General features: G+C 68.1%; 22 protein-coding genes and 1 tRNA gene. 10 read left to right on the top strand and 13 right to left on the bottom strand.

What is annotated here, in order from left to right; translation table 11 throughout:
• Positions 1-488: 488 nt before the first annotated feature.
• Complete coding sequence (locus AC2YHJ_RS11235; protein WP_487396066.1) at positions 489-647, bottom strand: hypothetical protein; 159 nt, start codon at positions 645-647, stop codon at positions 489-491.
• A 675-nt stretch (positions 648-1,322) separates the two neighbouring features.
• On the opposite strand from AC2YHJ_RS11235, the gene AC2YHJ_RS11230 reads away from it, so the two are divergent.
• Positions 1,323-1,754 (top strand): Ros/MucR family transcriptional regulator, encoded by a 432-nt coding sequence (locus AC2YHJ_RS11230; RefSeq protein ID WP_487396064.1) that lies wholly within the window; start codon positions 1,323-1,325, stop codon positions 1,752-1,754.
• Positions 1,755-1,915: 161 nt separating this feature from the next.
• Here AC2YHJ_RS11230 and AC2YHJ_RS11225 read toward each other — a convergent pair whose 3' ends face one another.
• Positions 1,916-3,469: a calcium-binding protein gene (locus tag AC2YHJ_RS11225; RefSeq protein WP_487396062.1), complete on the bottom strand. Its 1,554-nt coding sequence runs from the start codon at positions 3,467-3,469 to the stop codon at positions 1,916-1,918.
• A gap of 677 nt (positions 3,470-4,146) precedes the next feature.
• On the opposite strand from AC2YHJ_RS11225, the gene AC2YHJ_RS11220 reads away from it, so the two are divergent.
• The 4 genes from AC2YHJ_RS11220 (at position 4,147) to AC2YHJ_RS11205 (ending at position 6,021) form a co-directional block, all read left to right on the top strand.
• Positions 4,147-4,683: a hypothetical protein gene (locus tag AC2YHJ_RS11220; protein WP_487396060.1), complete on the top strand. Its 537-nt coding sequence runs from the start codon at positions 4,147-4,149 to the stop codon at positions 4,681-4,683.
• A complete protein-coding gene (locus tag AC2YHJ_RS11215; protein ID WP_487396058.1) occupies positions 4,670-4,909 on the top strand; it encodes a helix-turn-helix domain-containing protein in 240 nt (79 codons plus the stop codon). The genes AC2YHJ_RS11220 and AC2YHJ_RS11215 overlap by 14 nt, the downstream gene beginning before the upstream one ends.
• 259 nt (positions 4,910-5,168) lie before the next feature.
• On the top strand, positions 5,169-5,483 hold the full coding sequence (locus AC2YHJ_RS11210; protein WP_487396057.1) for a hypothetical protein: 315 nt from the start codon (positions 5,169-5,171) through the stop codon (positions 5,481-5,483).
• Positions 5,484-5,601: 118 nt separating this feature from the next.
• Positions 5,602-6,021, top strand: coding sequence for a hypothetical protein (locus tag AC2YHJ_RS11205; protein ID WP_487396055.1), 420 nt, complete (start codon positions 5,602-5,604; stop codon positions 6,019-6,021).
• A gap of 478 nt (positions 6,022-6,499) precedes the next feature.
• On the opposite strand, the gene ligD is transcribed toward AC2YHJ_RS11205, so the two are convergent.
• Positions 6,500-8,995 carry a DNA ligase D gene (ligD, locus tag AC2YHJ_RS11200; RefSeq protein WP_487396053.1) on the bottom strand — a complete coding sequence of 832 codons (2,496 nt, stop codon included), beginning with the start codon at positions 8,993-8,995 and terminating at the stop codon, positions 6,500-6,502.
• Complete coding sequence (gene ku / locus AC2YHJ_RS11195) at positions 8,964-9,857, bottom strand: non-homologous end joining protein Ku (protein WP_487396183.1); 894 nt, start codon at positions 9,855-9,857, stop codon at positions 8,964-8,966. Before ku ends, ligD begins: the two co-directional genes overlap by 32 nt.
• 360 nt (positions 9,858-10,217) lie before the next feature.
• Here ku and AC2YHJ_RS11190 point away from each other — a divergent pair, with 360 nt between their 5' ends.
• The 3 genes from AC2YHJ_RS11190 (at position 10,218) to AC2YHJ_RS11180 (ending at position 11,896) form a co-directional block, all read left to right on the top strand.
• Positions 10,218-10,751 (top strand): hypothetical protein, encoded by a 534-nt coding sequence (locus AC2YHJ_RS11190; RefSeq protein WP_487396051.1) that lies wholly within the window; start codon positions 10,218-10,220, stop codon positions 10,749-10,751.
• A 70-nt stretch (positions 10,752-10,821) separates the two neighbouring features.
• Positions 10,822-11,223 (top strand): hypothetical protein, encoded by a 402-nt coding sequence (locus tag AC2YHJ_RS11185; protein ID WP_487396049.1) that lies wholly within the window; start codon positions 10,822-10,824, stop codon positions 11,221-11,223.
• A gap of 40 nt (positions 11,224-11,263) precedes the next feature.
• Complete coding sequence (locus tag AC2YHJ_RS11180; RefSeq protein ID WP_487396047.1) at positions 11,264-11,896, top strand: hypothetical protein; 633 nt, start codon at positions 11,264-11,266, stop codon at positions 11,894-11,896.
• 547 nt (positions 11,897-12,443) lie between these two features.
• Here the strand turns inward: AC2YHJ_RS11180 and AC2YHJ_RS11175 are convergent.
• The 6 genes from AC2YHJ_RS11175 to AC2YHJ_RS11150 all read right to left on the bottom strand — a co-directional run bounded on the left by AC2YHJ_RS11175 (position 12,444) and on the right by AC2YHJ_RS11150 (position 18,203).
• A tRNA-Lys gene (locus AC2YHJ_RS11175) sits at positions 12,444-12,519 on the bottom strand.
• A gap of 94 nt (positions 12,520-12,613) precedes the next feature.
• A complete protein-coding gene (gene rodA, locus AC2YHJ_RS11170; protein WP_487396045.1) occupies positions 12,614-13,759 on the bottom strand; it encodes a rod shape-determining protein RodA in 1,146 nt (381 codons plus the stop codon).
• Positions 13,756-15,657 carry a penicillin-binding protein 2 gene (mrdA, locus tag AC2YHJ_RS11165; protein ID WP_487396043.1) on the bottom strand — a complete coding sequence of 634 codons (1,902 nt, stop codon included), beginning with the start codon at positions 15,655-15,657 and terminating at the stop codon, positions 13,756-13,758. The genes rodA and mrdA overlap by 4 nt, the downstream gene beginning before the upstream one ends.
• Positions 15,654-16,205 (bottom strand): rod shape-determining protein MreD, encoded by a 552-nt coding sequence (locus AC2YHJ_RS11160; protein WP_487396041.1) that lies wholly within the window; start codon positions 16,203-16,205, stop codon positions 15,654-15,656. The genes mrdA and AC2YHJ_RS11160 overlap by 4 nt, the downstream gene beginning before the upstream one ends.
• 16 nt (positions 16,206-16,221) lie before the next feature.
• Positions 16,222-17,088, bottom strand: coding sequence for a rod shape-determining protein MreC (gene mreC / locus AC2YHJ_RS11155; protein ID WP_487396039.1), 867 nt, complete (start codon positions 17,086-17,088; stop codon positions 16,222-16,224).
• Positions 17,089-17,159: 71 nt separating this feature from the next.
• Positions 17,160-18,203 carry a rod shape-determining protein gene (locus AC2YHJ_RS11150; protein ID WP_487396037.1) on the bottom strand — a complete coding sequence of 348 codons (1,044 nt, stop codon included), beginning with the start codon at positions 18,201-18,203 and terminating at the stop codon, positions 17,160-17,162.
• Between the two features lie 202 nt (positions 18,204-18,405).
• Between AC2YHJ_RS11150 and AC2YHJ_RS11145 the strand changes: the two genes are divergently transcribed.
• Positions 18,406-18,642, top strand: coding sequence for a YMGG-like glycine zipper-containing protein (locus AC2YHJ_RS11145; RefSeq protein WP_487396035.1), 237 nt, complete (start codon positions 18,406-18,408; stop codon positions 18,640-18,642).
• 137 nt (positions 18,643-18,779) lie between these two features.
• Here AC2YHJ_RS11145 and AC2YHJ_RS11140 read toward each other — a convergent pair whose 3' ends face one another.
• Entirely contained in the window at positions 18,780-20,360 is a 1,581-nt protein-coding gene (locus AC2YHJ_RS11140) for a 2-isopropylmalate synthase (RefSeq protein WP_487396034.1), read from the bottom strand.
• A 319-nt stretch (positions 20,361-20,679) separates the two neighbouring features.
• Between AC2YHJ_RS11140 and AC2YHJ_RS11135 the strand changes: the two genes are divergently transcribed.
• Entirely contained in the window at positions 20,680-21,648 is a 969-nt protein-coding gene (locus AC2YHJ_RS11135) for a Bug family tripartite tricarboxylate transporter substrate binding protein (RefSeq protein WP_487396032.1), read from the top strand.
• A 40-nt stretch (positions 21,649-21,688) separates the two neighbouring features.
• Here AC2YHJ_RS11135 and puuE read toward each other — a convergent pair whose 3' ends face one another.
• On the bottom strand, positions 21,689-22,630 hold the full coding sequence (puuE, locus tag AC2YHJ_RS11130) for an allantoinase PuuE (protein ID WP_487396031.1): 942 nt from the start codon (positions 22,628-22,630) through the stop codon (positions 21,689-21,691).
• Between the two features lie 83 nt (positions 22,631-22,713).
• Positions 22,714-24,048, bottom strand: a complete 1,335-nt coding sequence (locus AC2YHJ_RS11125) for a tetratricopeptide repeat protein (protein WP_487396030.1) — start codon at positions 24,046-24,048, stop codon at positions 22,714-22,716.
• Between the last annotated feature and the right edge of the window lie 5 nt (positions 24,049-24,053).

Here is a 24,053-nt window from a genome sequence, read left to right as displayed (position 1 = left end):
GACGCTCTCGATACGGCCACTACGGCCTGCCGCCGAGACTGAAGCGCAGGGGGCAGGCCAACGTTTCGGTGATCTCCCGCAACGCATCAGGCCGCTTGCTCCGGCTCACCGCCGGCTCGGGTCACCGCTTGCCCGCCGGGGGCCTCGTCCTCAGGGTCGGCGGCGCGGGGAGCGAAGTCGCAGCTCCCTCCCGTCATCCATGCCCAATACTCACCCAAGCGCCCGAGCTCGCGCGCCGCATCGCCCACGGCGACCAAGCCAAGCACGTCGTCGGCAAGTTCGTCGCGGTGCGACCAGACCTGTTCGAAGCAGCGATGGCGCTCAACAGGATCGGCGGGTGGCGCCGGTAGGATAACAAAAGTCACAGACGGGATGCTCGCAGGCGTGATGCGCTGCCAGTACTGCGAACTTCGCGCTCCCCGTTGTGACCCTCGTCACCGCGGCGCGTCATGTCACCTATGCATCGCACCGATGGGCGTTGCGCCGTGTTAGCCTTTCAGGCGCTCGTGCCGCATCAGCCAATCGCGCAGGATGCGCTCCGTCTCTGTTACGGAGATGACTTTGCCTGCTCCGCCTTCAGCCCCCCCCGCGATCAGGCGGCGGATGGCGCCGGCGCTCGTCGCCAGCGCAGCGAGGCCGTCGCTCATGTCGGCATGAACGGGACCTGCGCGGGCCGGTTGAAGCTCGGCAAGCCCCGCGCCGCGTCGAATGTCTTTGGCGGACGGGACGCTGCTGGCATCAGAAGTAGGGTGAGGAGAAAGGGGCGAAAGGCCATCCGCGACCGACAGCGGGTGCCGGCGACGCCACGAGCCATCTACGTCACATGCGATTTGCGAGCACCGGCACCCGCTCACCGCCGCGAACGATAGCGACGCAATGCACCGATCGCGGTGCGGTTTGTGCGGCCCGTCGCAGCACGCAATCGGAACATGTGCGACAGGCGAACCGATCAATACTGAAACCCGGCTTCGGCGCGGAGCGTTGACCCCCGCAGCAATGGAGGCGTTCGTTATGGAATCGGTCGTCCCGGTCGCTTCGGCACAACAGAACTACCAGGGTGAACTGCAAGCTTATTGGAAGGCGTGCACAGCGATCCGGGAAGGCGAGACCGCTATCGGCGTTGCGGACCTGCTCACAATCGCCTGGACGCGCTCTCCAATTCTTCGCGAGCGTGTTCGACAGGTGCTCGCGAAGCACGGGGCAGTCTTCCACTAGGCGGGGCGCAAACGGCTGCCTCGCCGTCGCCTTGGAAGCCAGTCCACGCTTCCCGGTCAGCGGCGTGCAACATGAGCGGGCCGCCTGATTCGATGACGGAGTGTCCTATGTCCGACGTGGTTGCCAAGCCGGGAATTCTGCAGCTCACCGCTTCAATCGTGGCCGCGCACGTCTCCAACAATCCCGTGCCTATGAGCGATCTTCCCGGTCTTATTGCCGGCGTCCATGCCGCGCTGGCGGGGACCGGACAACCGGCTCCGGCCAAGGCTGAGGCCCGGCCGGAACCCGCCGTTCCGATCAAGAAGTCGGTCCATCGAGACTACCTCGTGTGCCTTGAAGACGGGAGGAAGCTGAAGATGCTGAAGCGGCACCTCGCGACGGCATTCAACCTCACGCCCGACCAGTACCGGGAGAGGTGGGGCCTGCCTTCCGACTACCCGATGGTCGCGCCAGCTTACTCCGAACGCCGCGCCGCGCTTGCCAGGGAGATTGGCTTGGGCGGGGACGGTCGCATGAAGCCGGCCCGGAAGAAGACATAGGACCGGCGCTACCCGCACCAACGGGGACGCGGCCCTCGGCCGAAATATGGCCCCGCCATTCCTTCGCGGATCAGCACTGCCGCAACATCCTGTCCGCGGCGATCGCGCACGATGGGCAGGGTCACGCCACCCGCTATCACCGCGGCCGCGTCCGCAGCACGCTATAGGAAGAAATCACCCGCCGCGAATGTCACAAGCCCCATGACCTTGATCTGGAAATTCGCGCCGTTCACGCCGTCCGTGTCGCCCTCGACGAAGGTATTGCCGCCGGACTGGAAGGCGCGGAGCTGGCCGGCCACGCCGGTGAAGGAACCGGCGATGAAGGTGAACGCCGCATCACCGGCCGCGGCGCCATTCGCATCGATCACCGAGACGTCGATGCGGTCGCCTTCCGCCTTGCTGAAGCCAAAGATCGCGTCGCGGCCCGACACCAGGGTCGTGGAGTCGCCGATCGCGAGGTAACGGAAGCGATCCGCGCCGAGGCCCCCGTTCAGGATGTCTGCCCCGGCGTCGCCGGTCAGCGTGTCGGCCCCGGCCTCGCCGAGCATGCGGTCGTTGCCCGAGCCGCCTCGCAGGCTGTCATTGCCGATGCCGCCGAGCATGCGGTTCTCGGCGCTGTTGCCGTTCATCACGTCGGCGCCATTGCCGCCGCGCAGCCATTCGAAGCCGCTGAACTGGTCGCCCTCGGCATCGCCGCCGGCAGCGTGCCCGGTTTCGAGGTTTACCGTGACCGCGGCCGCGGCCCCCGCGTAGTCGAGCACATCGATGCCCGCGCCGCCGATGAGCAGGTCGGCGCCCGCACCGCCATTCACCCAGTCCTGGCCGTCACCGCCGTCGATCGAGTCTGAATCGCCTTGGCCGCTGAGGATATCGTCTCCGCCATGGCCCTCGATGACGTCATTGCCGCCGCCGCCGGCCAGCACATTGGCATCCCGGCCGCCGAGGATGGTGTCGCTCCCGAGAAGGGCGGTGACGGCGCCGGTGACGAGCCCCTCGCGGCTGTCGAAGAGGTTGTTGCCCTCGCCGAGGGAGACGCGCCCGAAGATGGTGCCGGTGTTGATGATCGTGTCGGCCTGGAACGACCCGGAATAGGCGTAGGGAAGGCCGGCGATGGTGCCGGAATTGGTCAGCCTTGTCTCGGCCCCGATGGCGCTGGCGACATTGATTGTGGCACCCGGGCCGGGGGCCGTGGCGGAGATCAGCCCGGTGTTGACGATCTCGACGCCGGAATTGCTGATTTGGATGGGGATGCCCCCGCTGATCGTCCCGGTGTTCAGGATGTACGCGAAGGGGCTGTCGATCAGCAGCACCCCGTAGGCGTCGCCGAAGATGCCCCCATGGTTCTCGACGGCCACGCCGCTGAGCCGTTCCCCCCAGAACCCATCGCCGCCGCTGACCTCGCCGAAGTTACGGAAGCGTTCGGGGGCGAACATCTTGATCGCCGCCACGTCGCTCAGGCTGGTCACGAAGGCGTCGGGCCCGATGTCGAGCGTGTGGCCGCCACCGCTGACGGAATCGCCCCACAGGTTGATCGCGGTTCCGAAGGCGGACACCACGTCTCCCCGGCTGGTGATCCTCACCGCGCAGTCGCTGGCATAGGTCGCACCGTTGAAGACGTTCTCGACCACCGCGTAGTTCGCCTCATAATAAGAGATGTTTGCGACCTGACCGGTGCTGAGCGCGATGGTCGGCTGCGCAATGAAGTAGGAAGCCATGACCGTTCCTTCCCTTCGAGCGGGTGCAGTGGCGCGGCGATGCTGTCGCGCGGCGTGCGACGCATGCGACGAGATCAGCCTTGGCTGCGACCACTGGAAGCGTCGTCGGTTAGGTGGCGGCCTGTCCCGCCACATGACCATCCGGATCTAGTGCCGACACTCCCGCGACGGGTCCGTCAGGCATCTGTGGGAAGCCTAGGCGCCCGCCAAGTCGTTCTGCAATGGCAATCACGGAGGCGGGAGCCAGCGGGGCATCTGTGCCCGCCCTGGTTTCAAACGACGCGCGAGCGTCGGCCGTGGCGAGGCGAGATGGAACGCCGCAGCGGTGGACGTTCGCATGCCGACCGATTTGCCGCTGTTCGGCGCTGCGACGGCAAGGAGGCTGCCCCATCGTCCCCGGCCTCGTGGCTGAGCGATGCGGGCTTTCCGACTCTCGGCAGGGCACTGGCCGCGCATCTCGGGTGCGTCGAGACCGACCATACGGACCCCGCTCGCTTCCGCATCGGAGCGTGCTCCGTCGATTGCGCGGCATCGTGACGCCTAATCCTGGCGGCGACGCCGCTGCCGTGAGCTCACGCGGCAGCTGCCGCTCAGCACGAACAGGAAAGCGACGTGCCGCGCCGGGGGGGCGTGATATCGGTGCGTGGCGTCAATGCATCTCCGCGAGGCCAAGGACCATGAGCCGCCGATCCGCCATCCTGCTGACCTTGCTGGTCACCGCCTGTGCTCCCCAAGCTCCTCTGCCGACCCTGCCCGGCACGTCAAATTTCATGATGGGACGCGATCCCATCGTCGTCATCGGCCAGTCCATGGTCGTCTTCTTCCGCGCACCGCAAGCGAACCAGCCGGCCGCCGCCGCGCGCGCCATCGCGGAGCTGGAGTGGCTGGCCGACACCACCCCGCGCAATCCGCGCTGGCAGACGGCGAGCGGCGCAGGCCTCAACGAGCTGGAGCAGGCGCGGGCGGAAGCCCGCAATGCCCTTGGCATTCCCCGCAACGCGCCGACCCAGGGAGTCATCAACGGCCTGTGGACCGCCGCTGACGCTATCGATGCGAACCACCAGACCGCGCTCGCCGCCGCGCTGCCGGTCAGCCTGTTCCCGCTCGGCCCGGCGGCGACCGTGCAACGCCTGTCCCAGCCGCCCTTGGTGCCGAGCGTGATGCAAGCAGCCTGGGCGCTGTCCAGCGGACCAAGTCCGCGTGGCCGCCGCTGAGACAGGGCAATGGCTGAAGGCTGCGGGGCGGCTTCTGCGGTCCGGCGATGCGCGCAGCATTACCGAGATCGCTGAGTCAGTGGGCCACTTTGACGCTTCGTCATTCAGCCGGAGGTTTCGCCGGACCTTCGGCACAACGGCGAGCGCCTGGCGCAGCGAGGGCCGACTTCACAGGGACGACCCAATCAGGTCGCGCGGGTTCGGCCTTTCCGATTTCCTGCATTGAGTGGAAGGCGCTATCGCCTCGCGGCTCATCAATCGGTCGAATCTGCTGCGGCATTTGGCGGCGTCTATGAAGCGCCGAGGCGGCCGAGTCGCCAATCGCGCACCAGCGTCGCTGCCGCGCGTGTTGTAATCCGCCCGGCGTGCAGCGTGTCAGCCACGACTTCGCATGTCGCCGCAACCGTCGGCGCGTCGTGGTGCTGCAGTGCCCGCCCCAACTCTGTCCAGAATGCCCGTCCCGCCGCCAGGCCACGGTATGCGGGATGGAACGCAAGGTCGGCGACCGCCTGCTCCGCAAACATCGTGTCGAGCTCCGCGCGCCTCGCGTGGAGCGGGAATGTGTAGAGATAGGCAGGATGCTTGCGAGCCACGAGCGTCTGCGTAGCAAATACGGACCGGCGGGGCGCGTAGAGCGTGAGGACCAGCATTCGGAGGTGCCGATCATCCACCTCATTGCGGCGCGGTTGATCGACCGGTCGGATCTGCTGCGGAAGTTGGCGGCGATAGGCGAGGACGGGATCGAGACAGCGAAGCCGGGCGCAGAGGTGAAGATGCCCGCGACGCGCGATTTTCAATAAATATCCGCCACGATCCGCCAGTAACCGTCATGTCTATCGTCTGAAATTACTGTTACACTGTTAGTATAACGACCTGACTGTTATGCTCTCGGCGAAGCAGAGCCGTCGAGGGCCTCCCATGGCTATAGCATCCCGCTACATCATCGGCCTTCCATACGATCCCGGCATGGGCGTGGGGCGCTATCCGAACGCGGCATCGCTCGGCACCACGCCTGGTGTCGTCAATATTCCGGGCGTGCAGCCTGTGGCCGGCGGCGGCAGCGGGACGGTTACGCCTATCTCGTCTGCTGTCGCGAGCGGTGGTGGCGCCGCCAGCGGGGGAGGGGACAACCTGCTGGCGTCGCTGCTGCTGGGCGGCTTGGGCGCGCTGCAATACCTGCCGGACGCCTACGACGCGCTGTTCGGCGATCCGGCTGCCCAGACCGCTTCGCCGGGGGCGTTCGATACCGGCACCTTCACCGGGCCGGGCGGCGTGGCGGTTTCGAACGCGGCGTTCGGCGGCCTCCGGACACCGTGTGGTATCATTCTGACTCGGTGAAGGGGCGATCCCGGTGCCGCTGGCGGGGCACCGGGATAGGGTCACTTGGCACCCTCGCTTCCAGTGGGGAACGGACTTCTTGGTGCGAACAGAAGCCCCAGCCAGGGACCTAGAAGCGACGCTGACGACCACCTGAGGCGCTCTGCACGACGCCCCACGATCGTCAGTTCCCTATCGCCCAGCGGGCCGAGAGGTTGCGCCTTGGGCCCACGGCCCTGCCCAACCAGCCACGATCCCCACACCTGCGTGACGCCCTGGGACCGTCACTGCAGACCCATCCCATCGTGCGGGCGCGCCGCGCGAGTGACACTATGCTGGCCGTCCGCTTTGCCCATTGGGATCCATGAATGTGCCACGTCTCGAATCAGCCGGCCATCCGGCAGCCCGCGATGACGCTCAAGGACACCGTCGGCTGAGCATGCGGCCGACGAACGAAGGGATTGTCGCCGGTCAGGACGCCGCCGAGGCCGGACTTGCGCTAACCACCGCCGCGCCTGGAGGACCGAGACGAGCTAACCCTCGGAAGCGGCGCCGCTGCGTTCACGAAGTCCGGCCATGGATCGGTTGGCAGCCGCCCAGGCAGCAAGGCCGCGAGGTGGAACTGGTCTGGACGAGCCACCTTCGCCAGGCTGCCCCAGGAGACAGGACGGGCGATCGGTGCGCCGGGCCGCGCGCGCGGCGACCAGCCTGCGACCGCCGTCGCCAGCCGATCGTTGCGGAGGTAGTCGAGGAAGATGCGCCCGCCCCGCGCCGCCTTCGCCATCCGCGTGGTGAAGGTGTCCGGCGCCTGGCGCTCGAGCGCCCTGCACAGTTCGAGCGCGAAGGCCTTCGCCCCCGGCCAGCCTAGCGGGGGACCGCGGCGCGGCGCGGCGATAGGCACCACGACATGAATCCCCTTTCCTCCCGACAATCGCGGAAAGCCCGTCAGGCCGAGCGCGGCGAGTTCGTCGCGCAGCCGCCGCGCCGCGGCCCGGACGTTCGCGAAGGTGACATCCGGCCCCGGGTCGAGATCGAAGATCAGCCTGTCCGGCGTGTCCGGGGTCGCGGCCATCGCGCCCCAGGGGTGCAGTTCCGTCGCCGCGATTTGGGCCAGCGCCAGCAGTCCGCCTTCATCCTCGATCATCAGATAGGGCTTCGCCTGACCCGGGATCGTCACCTGCTTCAGCAGCGGCGACATGCCGCGCATGGCGTGGCGCTGGAAGAAGCGCTCGCCGTTAACGCCCTCCGGCGTACGCAGGATGGACAGAGGGCGGCCACGCAGATGCGGTAGCATCAGCGGCGCAAGGCGCGCGTAGTAGTCGGCCAGCATCGCCTTGGTGATCGCCGGCTGGTCGCCCGAGGCCGGCCATAGCACACGATCGGCGTTGGTCAGCCGGGGGGCCGCCGGCGCGACGGGTGCGGTCCGAAGGGCCGGCCTTGGCGGCGTTGCCGCGGCCCGCCATGGCTTCGAGCGCTCGGCGGCGTCCTGCGGCGGGCGTGTTGGCATCTGCACCTCCTGCGCCGGCTTGTCCTCCCGGAGGGCTATAAAGCTCGCGTGACGCAGCAGGCCATCTTCCGTCCAGCCAGCGTAAGCGACCTGCGCAACCAACTCCGGCGCTGCCCAATGTACGTCACCCAGCCGCGCCGGCTGGCGGCCCTCGAATGGGCTGCTGCGCTGTTCAAGCGGCCTCAACGCGGCAACTAGATTGCGCGATGTCGCTTCCCCGAAGCCCGTGCCGACACGGCCGAGATAGACGAGCCGGCCTTGGCGCCGCGCGCCCGCCAACAGCGCCCCGAGACCCGTGCCACGCCGGTTCAAGCTCCAGCCGCCAATCACCACCTCCTCGTTACCGCGACACTTGGTCTTCACCCAATTGCCGCTACGGCCTTCGGCATAGGGCCGGTCAGCGCGCTTCGAGACGACGCCTTCCATCGACAATTGGCACGCGCTGCGCAGCACGGCCTCACCGGCTACCGCGAAATCCTCGACATAGCGGATGATTGCGCCACCCTTCCCGACAAGGAAGTGGAGAAGCCGGTCCTTGCGCTGGCGCTGAGGCAGGCCACGCATGTCGCGCCGGCCCTCGTACAGCAGGTCGAAGGCGAAGAAGACGATGGCGCCGCGACGCTCCTCGGCCAGGATCGCCTGGAGACGACCGAAATCCGGCATGCCATCGTCGTTCAGCGCTACGGCCTCGCCATCCAACACGCAGTCGGGCAGGGCGGCTGCGGCCGCGGTCAGGTCGGGAAAGCGGGCACTCCAGTCCAAGCCTGTGCGCGTCCGCAGCATCACCGCGCCGCCCGCCACCGCACATTGCAGCCGGTAGCCGTCGAGCTTCAGTTCATGGATCCAGGCGACGCCAGAGGGCGGCGTTTCCGCCGCCACACAATGCTGCATGGTGAGAAAGCTGGGCACCGCAGCCCCCGACCGTTGCCGCGCGGATGGTGCTGCGGCACCCGCGGCGTCGGCATCGCGTTCCTTGATCAACAGCCAGTTCCGCCCAGGATTCCAGTCCTTCGGCTTCGGCTTCATGCGAATCAGCGCAAAACCACCGTGCAAGCGTTGGCCGACGAGCACGAATTTCAGGTGACCCTCCGCCAGGTCCTCGTCCACCGTTTGTCGATCGAGCGGTGCCCAAGCGCCTCGGTCCCAAATCTCAACGGTCCCCGCACCATACTGGCCCCGCGGGATGGTGCCAGCGAAGCTGCCATAGCTGAGGGGATGGTCCTCCACCTCCACCGCCAGGCGTTTGATGGCGGGGTCCTGCACCGGTTCATTGGTGACCGCCCAGCTTTTCAGGACACCACGCCATTCCAAGCGGAGGTCGTAGTGCAGCCGCCGCGCGGCATGCTTCTGCACAACAAAGCTGAGTCGCTTTCCGCTTCGCCTTGTCGCCGCGCCGGGTTCGGGCGTGCGGGCAAAGTCCCGCTTCGCGCGGTAAGCCTCCAGCGCCCGCGCCATGTCAGCCGGCGCGACGGCGGGCAGGCCTGGCACGGCCGCCCGTCGCTTTGGCCTTCGCGGTCTTCGTCGCCGGTGCCTTCGTCCGTGCGGTTGCCGCGCGCGTCGGCTCCTTCGTCTTGTCGCCGGTCAGGCTGCGCTTCAGCGCCTCCATCAGGTCGATGACGTTGTCCTTCGCCGGTGGCGGGGCTGAGACTCCGCCGTCGCCGCCATCCTGCTTGCTCCGAATCAGCTCGCGCAACGCATCTTCATAGTGGTCCACGAATCCGGCGGGATCGAAGGGCCCCTGCTGCTGAGCGATGATCTGCTCCGCGATCTGCACCATCTTCGGATCGGCCTTGCGCGCCGGGATGTTGTCGAAGGCCTCCGCTTCCGGGCGGATTTCGTCATGGCTGCGTAGGGTGGTCACGAGGATGCCCCCACCGCGCGGTTCCAATGCGACCATGCGTTCCCGCGTATGGATGACGACACGGCCGATCGCGATCTGGCCGCTCCGACGCAGGGCTTCGCGGATCACCACGAAGGCTTCGATGCCGGCCTTCTCCGATGGCGCCAGGTAATACGGGTCCTCCCACCAGATGCGATCAATGCCCTCGACCTTCACGAATTGCTCAATGTCGATGGTCTTGGTGCTTTCCAGGCGGACGCTTTTGATCTCCTCATCCGTCAGCAGGACGTAGCGATCCTTCTCGATCTCGAAGCCGCGCACCAGGTCGCCGCGCCCGACTTCCTTGCCCGTCTCGGCATCGACCGTGATCTGGCGGATGCGGTTGCCGGTATCCGGGTTGATCAGCCGAAAACTCACGTCGCCAGCACGCGACGTGGCTCCGTAGAGAGCGACGGGGCAGGAGACGAGGGAGAGGCGCAGATGGCCCTCCCAACTCGGACGCTGTGCCATCACGGATCAACGCTTCCATATGGCTGTGGTTGCAGCGACGCCTTGCGCCTGGGCATCGGGCCCGGGACGCGCCGGAGATGAGCCGCAGCACACGCTGACAATACTAAGAATCATCGGAACGCCAGCCACCGAGCACGTTCCCGGCTCGCTCTGAGGACACCGCGCTGGGCTACATCAGCTCGGGCCTCACGCTGCGGCAGCACCACCGATGCTTGTGCCCTGGCCTCGCCCGTCTACGCTGCGATGACACGCGGACGCTGGCGCGGGCACCGGCGGGCCGGCGCCTGCGCATCCCTGGCCTGGTGCTGATGCGGCAGCAACCGATGACGGCGAAGGGCGTGATCTTCGTGACGATCGAGGATGAGCACGGCCAGGCCAATGTCGTGGTCTACACCCGCGCCCGAACTGACGCCGAAGAGCGCCGCGCGACCTGCGCTTTCGCAGCTTTCGCAGCTTTCGCGGGCGCGTGTTCTAGAAACCAAAACCGCGGGCCATGCCGCGCCAGGCGGTGACTGGTGGCTAGCTCACGCGGCGAAGGCTCTGGTCGAGACGCTGAGCGCAGGTGCCGAGCGCGAGGCCGACGACGAGGGATGGATCGTATTGGTCCGGCCATCGGGCGAACGCCACGTGCTCTCACCGGGCATTATCGCGCAGTTGGAAGGCGCCGGGTTGATGCCGGACCTGCCGCGCGCCGTGTCTGCGTCCTGCTTCGCGGCCCATGCCCGCCCGCCGTGCTGGTCCGATCCGGCCGACCTTCCGGTTGAAGGCGACCGCTGCACCTGCGGCGGCCGGCGCTGGTGGACGATGAAGACGATCCCCGACGGGTGGTGCTGCGCCACCTGCCATCCGCCGATCCATCTGCCGCCCGAAGCTGTGCGGGAAGTCGAAACGTGACGCCGCGCTACCGAGCGGCGGGCTTTCGGTGCCCGCCCCATTCATCGCCAACCGAGAAGGAACCGCAAGAATGACTCACGCTTTGAGCGCCGTGACCGCGCTGCGCGTCACCATCCCCGACAATGATGTGCGCAACCCTATGGTGCTCGTTGACCTGAACCTCAGCGACATGTGCGTCGTTCGGGTCGGGATGCAGCGGCGGAAGTCCGGCCTCGTGATGCATCGGCCGCGCGCAGCGGACGGCAGCGAAGGGATTAGCGTCGGGGGCGATCTTTGGCAGCGGATGGCTGACGCTGCCCTCGCCATCGTCCTTGCCACCCCTGAAGCAAAGGCTCGGATCATCGACGTTGAGGCGAGGCACCCCAGTGGCCCTCGGCAGCACAAGCTGCTGGAAGCGAAACCCGTAGTGCTTGCGCCATCCCACGAGATGGAGGCTGCCGCGGCGTCCGCGCGCGCGAGGACGGCGGGTTAGCCAGTTCATTTCGGAGAATCCGAATGATGGAGGCTTCGCCATGGGCGGCATGAATAGCGGTAGGCGCAGCGGGCGTGGGACGGTGGAAGGCTGCGCGTCCATCGTCCTGAGCATCAACACGATCCTCCGCGCCACTGGAGGCCGTTCCCCGTCGGGATTGCTGGCGACCGTCATGGTGAACGGGCAGCCGCAAACCATCATGGTGCGTCTCGAACTCGACCCCGAGGCAGGAACGGGCGCGCTTACCCTGAAGTACGATGTACAGCACGCCAGCGCCGCCACCGGGCCGCAGCACTATGCGGTGCGGCTGGTCTCTACGCCTTGCCCGTTTGGCGGTCGCCGGTGGTGGGCGCTCTGCCCTGCGACGGGCCGCCGCGTGGTGAAACTCTATCTGCCGAATGGTGGCCGGCGGTTCCTGAGCCGCGCCGCCTATGGAATGCCGTACCAGTCGCAGCGCGAGACGGAAGCCGGGCGGGCATGGCGAGCGATCCGCGAGGTGGACCGGCGGCTTGGATTGCCGCCTGCCGGAATCGGCGCCGCGCTGAAGAAACCGAAATGGATGCGCTGGCGCACCTTCAACCGGCTTTGCGATCGGCGCCTTGCAGCAGAGGACGCGCTTGATACGGACATGCTCCGCACCATGGATCGCTTCGCGCGGTATCTGCCCGGTTGAGTGGCCCGGACGGTAGTGGGTGAGCGTGTGGCCGCCAGCGCGAGAGCGCGAGAGGATCGGCAACGCGATCCTGGCAGCGGTGCGAGCGGACGCCGAGGCGCAAGCGGTGCTGCGGTAGTTGGTTCGCGAGCCGGGGCGGGCTTTCCGGCCAGTACGCGCAGACGCGCGCGCGGAGCGGGAGGCTGGCTGGCTGGCTTGAAGCCTACATCCGCAATCGCGCCTCGATCGCCTGAACCCGGCGCTCTAGAGCGGCCGTCCTGTTCAAGGCGTTGATCGCGTTCACTTCGGCGCGCTCCGACCTGGCAGACGCGCTTTCCCCGCAGCTAGCCAGCATGCCGACACTGAGCGTGGCCGCCACCCCGGCCATGAAGGACCATACCCTCATCCTATCCCCCCTGGTTGCCGGGCCTTAGCGCCCATGCCCGGATGATCACCAGGACCATTGTACCGGCCAACAAAATGCGGCGCGAGGCGCGCGAATTTCGCCCACCGGGTCCGCATGGGGTCCGCAAGGATTTTCGAGGCTGTGGATAACTTGGCTAAGTGTTGGTGGGCGCCGTAGGATTCGAACCTACGACCCGCTGATTAAGAGTCAGCTGCTCTACCAACTGAGCTAGGCGCCCGCCGGGAACCGGCCGACGCGCCGTCCGGTTCCAAGGACGCGCTTCATAGCCTGCGCGACGGCTTTGTCCAGCCCCTTTTGCGCAGTCGCCGCGATCACTCGCGCATGGGGCCGAGTTCGGCATCCCGGTGCACATAGGCCGACAGCAGCAGCCCAAAGCCCAGCATCACCGTCAGCATCGCCGAACCGCCATGGCTGATCAGCGGCAGGGGCACGCCGCCCACTGGGATCGAACCCGTCACCATTGCGACATTCACGAAAACATAGAGGAAGAAGTTGGTGCCGAGCCCAATCGCCAGCAAGCGCCCGAACTGGTGCTTGCTGCGGAACGCCACCAGGTAGCAGAAGGCCACCACCAGCAGCAGCATCGCCAGCGTCGTCAGCGCGCCGACCAGGCCGAATTCCTCGGCAATCATGGTGAAGATGAAGTCGGTCTGTTTCTCGGGCAGGAAGTTGAGGTGACCCTGCGTGCCCTGCAGGAAGCCCTTGCCCCACATGCCGCCCGATCCCAGCGCGATCTTCGACTGGATGATGTTGTAGCCGGCGCCGAGCGGATCGCTCTCCGGATCAAGGAAGGTCGTGATGCGCGCCCGCTGGTAATCGTGCAGCCGCTCATAGGCGATGGGCGCCGCGACCCCCGCCGCCCCGAACAGCAGCGCGAATTTCCACCACCGCATGCCGGCGGCCCAGAATACCGCGGCCCCCACCATGCCGGTGATCAGCGCAGTGCCAAGATTGGGCTGCTTCAGGATCAGCCCGACCGGCACCAGCACAGCGATCGCCGGCGGTATGAGGAACAGCGGATTGCCCACCTTCTCCCACGACGCCCGGTGGAACCAGGCCGCGAGGGCGAGCACCAGCATGATCTTCATCAGCTCGGACGGCTGCAGCTGGATCGGGCCGATGTCGATCCAGCGCTGCGCCCCCTTGCCGACATTGCCATGCAGCAGCACCAGCACGAGCAGGCCGATAGCCCCGAGATACCCCAGCCAGGCAAAGCGCGCGATTACCCGGATGTCGATCATCGCCAGGCCGAGCATCAGCACCAGGCCGAAGCCGAAGCGAATGGCGTGCTTCTGCGCATAGGTGTCCGGATTGCCGCTGCCGGCCGAGAGCAGCGCGACATAGCCGATCGCCGCCACGGCACCGAGCAGCAGCACGAAGGACCAGGGGATCTGCCAGAATTTCTCGAGGATCCCGGCCCCGCGATCGCGCGTGAGCAAACGGCGTTCAAAGATCATCGCGGCGCCTCCGCAACGCGCTGGCCCTGGCGCGCCGGCCCCAGGCGCTGGAAGGCCTCGACCATGATGTCGCGCGCCAGCGGCGCGGCCGCACCCGACCCGCTGGTCCCGTGCTCGACGATCACCGACAGGGCGAAAAGCGGATTGTCGTGCGGCGCATAGGCGACGAACAACGCGTGCGGCCGCCACTCGCGCGGCACGGCATTGACGTTGAAGCCGCGCTCGCGCTGCTCACGTGTCACGCGGCGCACCTGTGTGGTCCCGGTCTTGCCCGCCATCTGGCCGTACTGCGCTGGCAGGCGGGACGCCCCCGCGGTGCCGCCGCCATTGACGACGGCCCACATCGCCTCACGGATCAGCCGCAGATCGGCGTCGGGAATGCCAAGGCTCGGCCAGTCCTCCGTCCGGCTGCCGCGCACCGGGCGGCCGCCGATCGCCCGCGTCAGATGCGGCTGCACCGCCCGGCCGGAAGCGAGACGAGCAGCCATCACCGCCATGGACAGTGGCGTCAGCTGGTAGAAGCCCTGGCCGATGCCATGCACGATGGTATCGCCGATCGACCAGGGCTTGCCCTGGGCCTGCCGCCAGCCCCGCGTCGGCACCAGGCCGCGCCGCGTGCCGGGAAGCTCGATCTCGAGATCGACGCCCATGCCGAAACGGTTCGCCATGGCCGCGATGCGATCCATGCCAGTCCGCCGCGCCATCTCATAGAAATACACGTCGCAGGACGCCATGATGGCGGTGCGCATATTCACGCCGCCATGGCCGTTGCGATTGTGGCAGTGGAAGCGCGTATCGCCGAAATCCAGGTGCCCCGGGCAACTGACGATGTCGCCCGGGCGGCAGACCTTCGCGTCCAGCGCCGCCAGCGCGACCATCATCTTGAAGGTCGAGCCCGGTGCATAGAGCCCGTTCGTTGCCTTGTTGATCAGCGGCGTGGTGCGCGCCGCGGTCCATTGCCGCCACTGCGCCGCGCTGACACCGGAATTGAAGATGTTCGGGTCGAAGGATGGCTTGGTCGCCATCGCCAGGACCTCGCCATTGCGGGCATCGAGAAGGACGGCCGTCGTGCCTTCCTCGATCTTGCCGCGGATCGCCTTCTGCAGCTCGGCATCGACGCTGATCTGTACGTCCTGGCCGGGAATGCCCTCCCGCCGGTCCAACTCGCGGATGACACGGCCGACGGCGTTCACCTCGACCTGCACGGCGCCGGCGCGGCCGCGCAGGATGCGGTCATGGTGGCGCTCGACGCCGGCGCGGCCGACGCGGATGCCGGGCAATTGCAGCAGCGGATCGTCGCCCACGTCGCTTTCCGCCGGGGCGGCGACATAGCCGACGACATGGGCCAGGTGCTCCGTCTCCGGATAGATGCGCGTGGTGCCCATATCGACGGTGATGCCGGGCAGGTCGGGCGCATTGACCTCGATCCGCGCCATCTCCTCCCAAGTCAGGAACTCTCGCAGGATGACGGGCACGAAGCGGCGGTTGCGCCGGATCTCGCGTTCGATCCGCGCCTTCTCATGATCGCCGAGGGGCACGATCTTGGAGAAGGTCTCGAGCGTCGCGGCGTGGTCGGCCGTCTGCTCCGCGACAAGAAGGGCACGCCAGTTCAGGCGGTTGCCCGCCACCACCTTGCCGTTGCGGTCCAGCACGCGCCCGCGCGGCGGGGCAAAAAGCCGGGCGCTGACGCGGTTTTCCTCCGCAAGCGTCGCGTAGCGCGCGCCTTCCTCCACCTGCAGGCGATAGAGCCGCGACGCCAGGAAGCCGAAGGCGCCGAGCTGTATCGCGCCCAGCACGGCGGCGCGGCGGGTGAAGATGCCGCGGCGGCGCTCCTCCTCCTTGCGGACGGTCCTCTCGCGCCCGAGCAGCCCGGTCCCGCCCCAGGGACGCCAGGTCATGGCGCCACCTCGGCGTGGCGCATCGCCTCATGGATCCGAGTCAGGACAAGGGCGATCGCCGGATAAAGGCCGCAAGCCAGCAACGCCGCATGCAGGGCCGGCGCAATCGGCGACAGGTGGAGCGCGAGCAGCGACTGCAGGCCCCAGTAGAAGCAGGTCGCGCCGAAGGCCGCCACGCAGAAGCCGAGCCAGACCGCGAGGAAGGATTGCCGCGCCAGGAAATGCCGGAACCGCAGCGCCGCCGCGTGCAACGCCAGCAACACGACCACCCCCGAACCCAGCGGCGCCAAGGTGAGCAGATCCATCAGCAATCCCAGGAGGAACACCACCGGCGGCATCATTGCCCCCGGCCGAAACACCGACCAGAAGGCGACGCAAGGCAACGTCACCGCCAGGACCGGGGATGGCAAGTTGATCGGCGCCGCCGCCAGCACCATCAGGAAAGCGGTCGAGAACCCCGGAAACGCCAGCCGCGCGAAGGCATCGATGCGCCGCAACAGGCCGGGTGCCGGGGCCGGCCGTCCCTGCGGGCGGCGGGCGGGGGGCATTGCCATGGCATTCCCCTCAGCGGCGACCGGGCCGAGGTTCGGGCCGCGCCACCGCCTCGGGCGGGATGATGCCGCGCAGGCCGTAGTCGAACAGCCGAACCGCATCCAGCCGGTCAAGTCGGGCGAAGAGTTCGACCTCAGGCACGCCCTGGGAGGACAACCGCACGATCCCGACCGGTAGTCCGGCGGGGAAGGCGCCGGCCTCGGCGCTGGTGACGATGCGCTCGCCATCCACCGGGATCACCCCTTCCGGCCAATGCGCGAGCCGCGGCCGCGTCGCATTGTTGCCGGCCATGATGGCGCGCGCCCTGCTCGACTCGAGCGTGACCGGAATGCGGCTGTTCATGTCGGTGGCAAGCAGGACCCGGGCCGAACGGCTGCCGACCTCGGTCACCCGGCCGACGAATCCGCGTTCGTCCAGCGCCACCTGGCCCTTGCGGATCGCATGCTGCGGCCCGGTCGCCAGCAGTACGGCACGGGCATAGGTACCGCCGCCATCGGCGACGACGCGCGCTGTGACGAAGGCGGGCGCCGCCTCCGGCAGGAAATTGAGCTGCCGCCGCAACATCTCGTTCTCGGTTTCGAGAGCAAGGGCCGAGGCATGCCAGCGGCGCAGCCGCTCATTCTCCTCCCGCAACTGGGCATTTTCCTCCCGCAGCGTGGCGAGGCTTTGCACCTCCTCCACGGCGGACCGTACGGCGGCCATGGGTTCGGCGAGCGCGGCGTAGATCGGGGAGAGCGCGTCGGAGAGATGCGTACGCAGGCGTTCCGCCAGCAGAGTATCGGCCTTGCCGAGGAGCATGACGCCGAAGGCAGCCGCGATCATCAGCGGCAGCGAAAGCCGCGCCAGGGCCTGCCGGAGCGGAATGCTCAGCCGGATCACGCGCCCCTCATCCCCCTGTCAGGACTTTGAAGCCTATGGGCCCCACCGGAACGGCGGGGCCGGGACTCACATCAATACATCGAACTCAGGACGTGGCGAAGCCGCTTGATGTCCTCAAGCGCGCGGCCGGTGCCGAGGGCGACGCAGGACAGTGCATCCTCTGCCACCACGACAGGCAGGCCGGTCGCATCGCGCAGCACCTGGTCGAGCCGGTTGAGCAACGCTCCGCCGCCGGTCAGCACGATGCCCTTGTCCACGATGTCGGCGGCCAGCTCAGGGGGCGTGTTCTCCAGCGCGACCTTCACCGCCTCAACGATCTGGGCGACCGGCTCGGACAGGGACTCGGCGACCTGGCGCTGGCCGACCACGACCTCGCGCGGCACGCCGTTCATCAGGTCGCGGCCCTTCACCTCGGCCAGCGGGCCGTCCTCGCCATCCTCCGGCGGGGCGGCGGCGCCGATCTCGAGCTTGATGCGCTCGGCCGTGCTCTCGCCGATCAGCAGGTTAAACTGCCGACGGATGTAGGAGATGATCGCCTCATCCAGCTTGTCGCCGCCGACGCGCACGGAGCGCGCGTAGACGATGCCGCCGAGCGAGATGACGGCGACCTCGGTCGTGCCACCGCCGATATCGACGATCATCGAGCCCGATGGTTCGGTCACCGGCAGGCCGGCGCCGATCGCGGCAGCCATCGGCTCCTCGATCAGCAGCACCTTGCGTGCCCCGGCCGATTCGGCGCTTTCCTGGATGGCGCGTCGTTCCACCGCCGTCGAACCCGACGGCACGCAGACGATGATCATCGGCGAGGCGAAGGACCGCCGGTTGTGAACCTTGCGGATGAAATGCTTGATCATTTCCTCCGCCACCTCGAAATCGGCGATGACGCCGTCGCGCAGCGGACGGATGGCGGCGATGTTGCCCGGCGTGCGGCCGAGCATCAGCTTGGCCTCCTCACCCACGGCAAGCACCTGCTTGCGGCCGCGCAGGTCGGAGATGGCGACCACGCTCGGCTCATTCAGCACGATCCCGCGACCCTTCACGTACACGAGCGTGTTGGCAGTGCCGAGATCGATGGCCATGTCGGCGGACAGGAAGCCGAACAGGCGAGAAAACATGCGTACCGGACCTTCCGACGGGGCCGTACAGCCCACGGTGCGGGCCTGGGCCGCAGTCGCGACTGATGGGGCTTGAGAGGATGGGGGGCTTTACCCCCCCCTGGCCCGACTCTCAAGACGGATTCCCCACGCCACAATCCCGCCGCGCAACCGTACCGGCCGCGGGGCGTTCTTCCGTCAGTCGTTCCAACGGGAGACAGAGATGAAAACCACCGGTTTCGCGATCCTGGCCGTTGCCGGCCTCGCCCTTGGCGCCTGCGGGCAGACGCCGGGCGAACGTGCCCTCACCGGCGGCCTTCTCGGCGCCGGCGGCGGCGCGGCGATCGGCTCGCTGTCCGGCAATGCCGGGGCGGGTGCGCTGATCGGCGGCGCGGTGGGTGCGGTCGGCGGTGCCGTCACGGCCCCGGCGCAGCCGCGCTCGGACTACTACTACCGCTGACCCGCTGTCTGGCGGAACCTGTTTGCGTCGAGCCGCAACTTGCAGAAGGCGCCGATCATCCCGAAATCGGGATGATCGGCGCACATCAACGGGCAGAGCCGGCAGCGTTGCCAGCTCTGTCCGGCAAGCCTTTGGCCTCAGGCGCGGAGCACCACCGGCGGTTCGGTGCGCTGCCGCTTCACCAGCAGCTTGTTCAGGGCGTGCACATAGGCCCGGGCCGAGGCGACGATGGTGTCGGTATCGGCCCCCTGCCCGTCGACCATCTTGCCGTCCTCCTCCAACCGCACGGTGACGCGCGCCTGCGCGTCGGTGCCACTGGTGACGGCCTGCACGGCGTAGAGCTTCAGCGTCACCTCATGCGGGAAGGCCTGGCGCAGCGCGGCGAAGGTCGCATCCACGCCGCCATCGCCCGTCGCCATGCCGTCGGCGCGCTCGCCATCGACCTCGATCGCAACCGTTGCCATCGGCTTGGTGCCCATGCCGGTCGATACATTGAGGCCGGTCAGCCGAATGCGCTCATTCGCGCGGCCGACCTCGTCGTCGACCAGGGCGGCGATGTCCTCGTCGTAGACGACCTTCTTGCGGTCGGCGACGTCCTTGAAGCGCTTGAAGGCGTCGTTGAGCTGGTTGTCGCCGACGTCATAGCCCAGCGTCTTCAGCCGGTCGCGGAAGGCAGCGCGGCCCGAATGCTTGCCGAGGATGATGCTGTTGGTGGTCCAGCCCACGCTCTCCGGCGTCATGATCTCGTAGGTCGAGGCATCCTTCAGCACACCGTCCTGGTGGATGCCCGATTCATGGGCGAAGGCGTTGCGGCCGACGATCGCCTTGTTGGGCTGCACGTCGAAGCCGGTGATGGTTGCGAGCAGCTTCGAGGTCTTGAGGATCCGCTGCGAGGCGACACCCGTCGCGACGCCCAGCGCGTCGTGGCGCGTACGCAGCGCCATCGCCACTTCCTCGAGGCTGGCATTGCCGGCGCGCTCGCCGATGCCATTGATGGTGCATTCCACCTGGCGCGCACCGGCCTGGATCGCCGCCAGCGTGTTCGCGACCGCGAGACCCAGGTCGTTGTGGTTGTGGGTGGAGAAGATGACCTTCTCCGCCCCCGGCACCTTGTTCATCAGGGTCGAGAAGATCAGCCCCATATCGGCCGGCAGCGAATAGCCCACGGTGTCGGGGATGTTGATGGTGGTCGCCCCGGCCTTGATCGCCGTCTCCACGCAGCGGCAGAGGAATTCGAGGTCGGAGCGCGACCCGTCCTCGGCCGACCATTCGACGTCGGCGGCGTGGTTGCGGGCCAGGCTCACGCTGTCGGTGATGCGCTCAAGCACCTCCTCGCGCGTCATGCGCAGCTTCACGCGCATGTGCAGGTCCGACGTGGCGAGCACGATGTGGATGCGCGGCCGCGCGGCAGGCTTCGTCGCCTCGGCCGATGACAGGATGTCGGCGGTGTTGGCGCGCGACAGGCTGGCAATGACCGGACCGTCCTTGGCAAAGCGCTTCGCGATGGACTGCACGGAATCGAAATCGCCGGGGCTCGCGATGGCGAAGCCGGCTTCCAGCACATCTGCGCCCAGTTCGTGCAGTGCCTCGGCCATGCGCAGCTTCTCCTCGAGGTTCATCGAGAAGCCGGGGCTCTGTTCCCCGTCGCGCAGCGTGGTGTCGAAGATGATGATGCGGCCGTCGGCCAGGGTGCCGAACGAAGGATGATTGATGGCCATGGAATGCGTTTCCCGTTGGCGATGATGTGGATATGCGCGCTCGGTCCCAGGTCCCCCTGAGCGATGTCCGGCCAGCGTCAGCCGGGCGTCACGCCCAGGGGCGGATAAGTCGAAGAAGAAGGAGGCCGAGCGGGGCGCGCGCAGCGGCCGGGGCGGAAAGCCCCAGGGTCAGGCCGACCGGAATGGCGCGCAGGTTCATCGCGGGCCGGAGATTACGCATAGCGCCGCCCAGCGGCAAGCGGGGATCGCGCGGGCGCCGAGGCGGTTGCGGCAGCGGATGACGGCAGGCACAAGGTCGGCACAAGAATGGAGGAAACCGATGCTGCGCCGGATCGCCCTTGCCCTGCTGACGGGGCTGCTCGCCATGCCCGCCCAGGCCCAGAACTGGGCCCCGGACCGTCCGGTGCGCATCATCCTGCCCTTCCCGCCCGGGGGTTCGACCGACCTCGTGGCCCGGATCCTGGCCGACCGCATCAGCCGGTCCTCCCCGCAGCCCTGGGTGGTCGAGAACCGGTCCGGCGCCAACGGCAACATCGGCATGGAAGCTGCCGCACGCAGCGCCCCGGATGGCTACACCCTCGGCGCCTGCACCATCGGGAACTGCGCCATCAACCCGGCGATCTACCGCCGCATGCCCTATGACATCGAACGCGACCTGGTGCCGGTGTACTGGAGCGGCAGCGTGATGAACGTGCTGGCGGTGAACCCCGCCGTGCCGGCGCGCACGCTGCAGGAATTCATCACCTGGGCGAAGGCCAATCCGGGCCGGGTGAACTACGGATCCTCGGGCTTCGGTTCCTCCAACCACCTGATTCCCGAACTGCTGAACGGGCGGCTCGGCCTGACCATGGTGCATGTGCCCTTCCGCGGCGGCGCGCCGGCGCTCCAGGCGCTGCTCGCCAACCAGGTGCAGGTGATGATCGAGAACATCCCGACCAAGATCCAGGCGATCCGGGCCGGGCAGATCCGCGCCATCGCGGTGACGGGGCGCGAGCGCGACCCCTCCCTGCCCGAAATCCCGACCTTCGCCGAGGCGGGAGTGGACGGCATCGTGGTCGAGCCCTGGTTCGGCTACATGGCGCCCAGGGGCACGCCGGAGAATGTGGTCGCCGGCCTCAACCGCCTCCTGAACGAGGCGAATGCCGACCCGGAGGTCCAGCGCCGGTTGCGCGACCTCGGCGCCCGGCCGGAAGGTGGGACGCCGCAGCGCTTCGCGGAGCACGTCCGGGCCGAGGTCGCACGCTGGCGCGAGGTGGTCGAGCGCAACAACATCGAGAAGATCGACTGACCACGTGGCTGGTGGCGCCGATCGCGCCGCCAGCGCACCGCTATGCCACAGGTGGGTGCGTCGCCCACCAATGCCGGGCGATATCCGCCCGGCGGCAGACCCAGACATCCTTCTCCCGCGCCACGCGGGCAAGGAAACGCTGCAACGCCGCGGCCCGTCCTGGCCGGCCGACGATGCGGCAATGCAGCCCGACCGACATCATCTTCGGCGCCCCGGCGCGGCCTTCGGCCAGCAGGACCTCGAACGCATCGGTCAGGTGCCTTTCCCATCCGTCGGGATCGCCGAAGCCGGGCGGCACCGCGTACTTCATGTCGTTGTTGTCGAGCGTGTAGGGAATGACCAGGTGCGGCCTGCCCGCCGCGGTCACGTAGTGCGGCAGGTCGTCGTCGTAGGAATCGCTGTCGTAGAGGAAGCCACCATGCTCGGCGACGAGCCGGCGCGTGTTCGGGCTGATGCGCCCGGTGTACCAGCCGACCGGGCGGGTGCCGGTCAGGCGTTCGATGGTGGCGACGCAGCGGGCGATCTCGGCGCGCTCCGTCGCCTCGTCCATCGTGTGGTAGTCGATCCAGCGCCAGGCATGTGACGCGACCTCATGCCCGGCCGCGACGAAGGCTCGCGCAGCCTCCGGGTTGAGTTCCAGCGCGCGGCCGACGCCATAGACGGTCAGGGGAAGGCCGTGCGCGGCGAAGGCGCGCAGCACCCGCCAGACGCCGGCACGCGCCCCGTAGTCGAACTGCGATTCCACAGTGCGGTTGCGCTCGCCGATGATCGGCGAGCCGCCCGGCACCTCATGCAGGTAGAGCTCGCTGCCGGCGTCGCCATTGAGGATCGTGTTCTCGCCCCCTTCCTCGTAATTCAACACGAAGGACAGGGCGAGTTTCGCGCCGCCCGGCCATCGTGGGTCGGGCGGATTCGGGCCGTAGCCCAGGAAGTCGCGCGGATAGTCGGTCTCGGCGGCGAGGATATGGGGCTGGTCCGGCATGGTCGGCCTTCGCGTCGGGCGGGAGGCCGTGAAGGATGCCAGCGCTTCGGGGCGGTGCGAAGGGCCGCACCGCCCCCGTCGCATCACGCCGCCATCGGAGGCGTGAGGGCCCGCGCGCGCATCGCCCAGCCTTGTGCGACCGGGCTGCCTTCCTTGAGCGCGAGGCGCTCGGCCACCATCGCCTCGGCCATCCGTGCGTCGCCAGCGCGGATCGCCGCCTCGCACAACGTCCAGGACAGCACGTCGCGCTGGGCGTGGCTGCCGCCGAAGCGGTTGGCGATGCCGCGCACCGGCAGGATGTGACGCACCGCGCCGGTATAGTCGCCCTGGCCGAAGGCCGCGAGGCCACGCGCCAGCGGAAGCCCGACGTCGCGCGACATCATGGCATTCGTCTCCAGCCCCGCCGCCGCACGTTCAAGCGTCGCCATCGTCTCGCGCTGCGCCGCGTGATCGCCGGTGGCGACGAAGGTCATCATCGCGTGCACATCGTTGAAGGCGTAGATGCCGTGGGAGGCACGCGCGGCCCAGGGCTGGGACAGCAGCGACCAGCGGGCGCCCACATCATGCCCCAGCACCCACAGCCGCCACAGCAGCGCGGACCCGTCGATGGCCTCCAGCGCCTGGCCAAAGCCGCCCGCCGACACACGCTCATCGAACAGCCGGAGCGCCCCGGCGACGTCGCCCTGGTCGATGCAGAACAGCGCGACGTGCCACCAATTGTGGTAGGCGAAGAGGCTGTCCGGCGACCAGCCCGGCGCGGTGCTACGCATGAAGTCGGCACCTTCCGCGGCACGCCCCTGCATCTCCATCACATGCGCCACGGCATGCGCAGCCCAGCCGTCGCGCTTGTCGGAGACCAGCGCCTCCCGCCCGACCGCCTCGGCGCGGGCGTAGTCGCCGCATTCCTCCAGGCCGAAGGCATGCATGCCGAGAAGATATCCATAGCCCGGCATGTCCCGGTTCCAGCGCGGCAGCACGCGGGAGACGCGGTCGCGCAGCATCTGCGACTGGGCGAGGAAGAAATCGCCGAGTTGCGCGAACTGCACCGCCAGCAGGTCCGTCGGATGGGCGATGGCGATGCCGGCCCAGGTTTCAGTTGCCGCCGTGAGATCGCCGTCGGCCCAGCGCCGGGCGGCGGCGATATAGGCTTGCTCCCGCGTATTGGCGCGCGACGCCAGGCGTTCGGCGGCGGCCAGTGTCGGCTGCAACTCACTGTCGAAGGCCTTGTCGGTCGTGGTCGCGAGGATGCCTGCGCGCAACGCATGCCCCATCACGCAATCGGGCTGCTCGGCGAGCAAAGCGTCGATCTCGGCGATCGGGTCGGCCTGGTAGATGTGGAACTTGGTCATCGCGACATCGAGCCGGCGTGCGGCCTCGGTGGAACAGGTCAGCGGGTTGCCCCGCAGGTCGGTGGCCATGGCGG

This window comes from Roseomonas sp. SRI_022 (assembly GCF_057586215.1).
This window is presented reverse-complemented; position numbering and strand designations above follow the sequence as displayed.

Excerpts from the sequence above, each read along its gene's own strand:
- AC2YHJ_RS11235 (WP_487396066.1), bottom strand. The coding sequence starts at position 647 with ATGAGCGACGGCCTCGCTGCGCTGGCGACGAGCGCCGGCGCCATCCGC.
- AC2YHJ_RS11230 (WP_487396064.1), top strand. The coding sequence starts at position 1,323 with ATGTCCGACGTGGTTGCCAAGCCGGGAATTCTGCAGCTCACCGCTTCA.
- AC2YHJ_RS11225 (WP_487396062.1), bottom strand. The coding sequence starts at position 3,469 with ATGGCTTCCTACTTCATTGCGCAGCCGACCATCGCGCTCAGCACCGGT.
- AC2YHJ_RS11220 (WP_487396060.1), top strand. The coding sequence starts at position 4,147 with ATGAGCCGCCGATCCGCCATCCTGCTGACCTTGCTGGTCACCGCCTGT.
- AC2YHJ_RS11210 (WP_487396057.1), top strand. The coding sequence starts at position 5,169 with ATGGAACGCAAGGTCGGCGACCGCCTGCTCCGCAAACATCGTGTCGAG.
- AC2YHJ_RS11205 (WP_487396055.1), top strand. The coding sequence starts at position 5,602 with ATGGCTATAGCATCCCGCTACATCATCGGCCTTCCATACGATCCCGGC.
- ku (WP_487396183.1), bottom strand. The coding sequence starts at position 9,857 with ATGGCACAGCGTCCGAGTTGGGAGGGCCATCTGCGCCTCTCCCTCGTC.
- AC2YHJ_RS11190 (WP_487396051.1), top strand. The coding sequence starts at position 10,218 with ATGAGCACGGCCAGGCCAATGTCGTGGTCTACACCCGCGCCCGAACTG.
- AC2YHJ_RS11185 (WP_487396049.1), top strand. The coding sequence starts at position 10,822 with ATGACTCACGCTTTGAGCGCCGTGACCGCGCTGCGCGTCACCATCCCC.
- AC2YHJ_RS11180 (WP_487396047.1), top strand. The coding sequence starts at position 11,264 with ATGGGCGGCATGAATAGCGGTAGGCGCAGCGGGCGTGGGACGGTGGAA.
- rodA (WP_487396045.1), bottom strand. The coding sequence starts at position 13,759 with ATGATCTTTGAACGCCGTTTGCTCACGCGCGATCGCGGGGCCGGGATC.
- mrdA (WP_487396043.1), bottom strand. The coding sequence starts at position 15,657 with ATGACCTGGCGTCCCTGGGGCGGGACCGGGCTGCTCGGGCGCGAGAGG.
- AC2YHJ_RS11160 (WP_487396041.1), bottom strand. The coding sequence starts at position 16,205 with ATGCCCCCCGCCCGCCGCCCGCAGGGACGGCCGGCCCCGGCACCCGGC.
- AC2YHJ_RS11150 (WP_487396037.1), bottom strand. The coding sequence starts at position 18,203 with ATGTTTTCTCGCCTGTTCGGCTTCCTGTCCGCCGACATGGCCATCGAT.
- AC2YHJ_RS11145 (WP_487396035.1), top strand. The coding sequence starts at position 18,406 with ATGAAAACCACCGGTTTCGCGATCCTGGCCGTTGCCGGCCTCGCCCTT.
- AC2YHJ_RS11140 (WP_487396034.1), bottom strand. The coding sequence starts at position 20,360 with ATGGCCATCAATCATCCTTCGTTCGGCACCCTGGCCGACGGCCGCATC.
- AC2YHJ_RS11135 (WP_487396032.1), top strand. The coding sequence starts at position 20,680 with ATGCTGCGCCGGATCGCCCTTGCCCTGCTGACGGGGCTGCTCGCCATG.
- puuE (WP_487396031.1), bottom strand. The coding sequence starts at position 22,630 with ATGCCGGACCAGCCCCATATCCTCGCCGCCGAGACCGACTATCCGCGC.
- AC2YHJ_RS11125 (WP_487396030.1), bottom strand. The coding sequence starts at position 24,048 with ATGGCCACCGACCTGCGGGGCAACCCGCTGACCTGTTCCACCGAGGCC.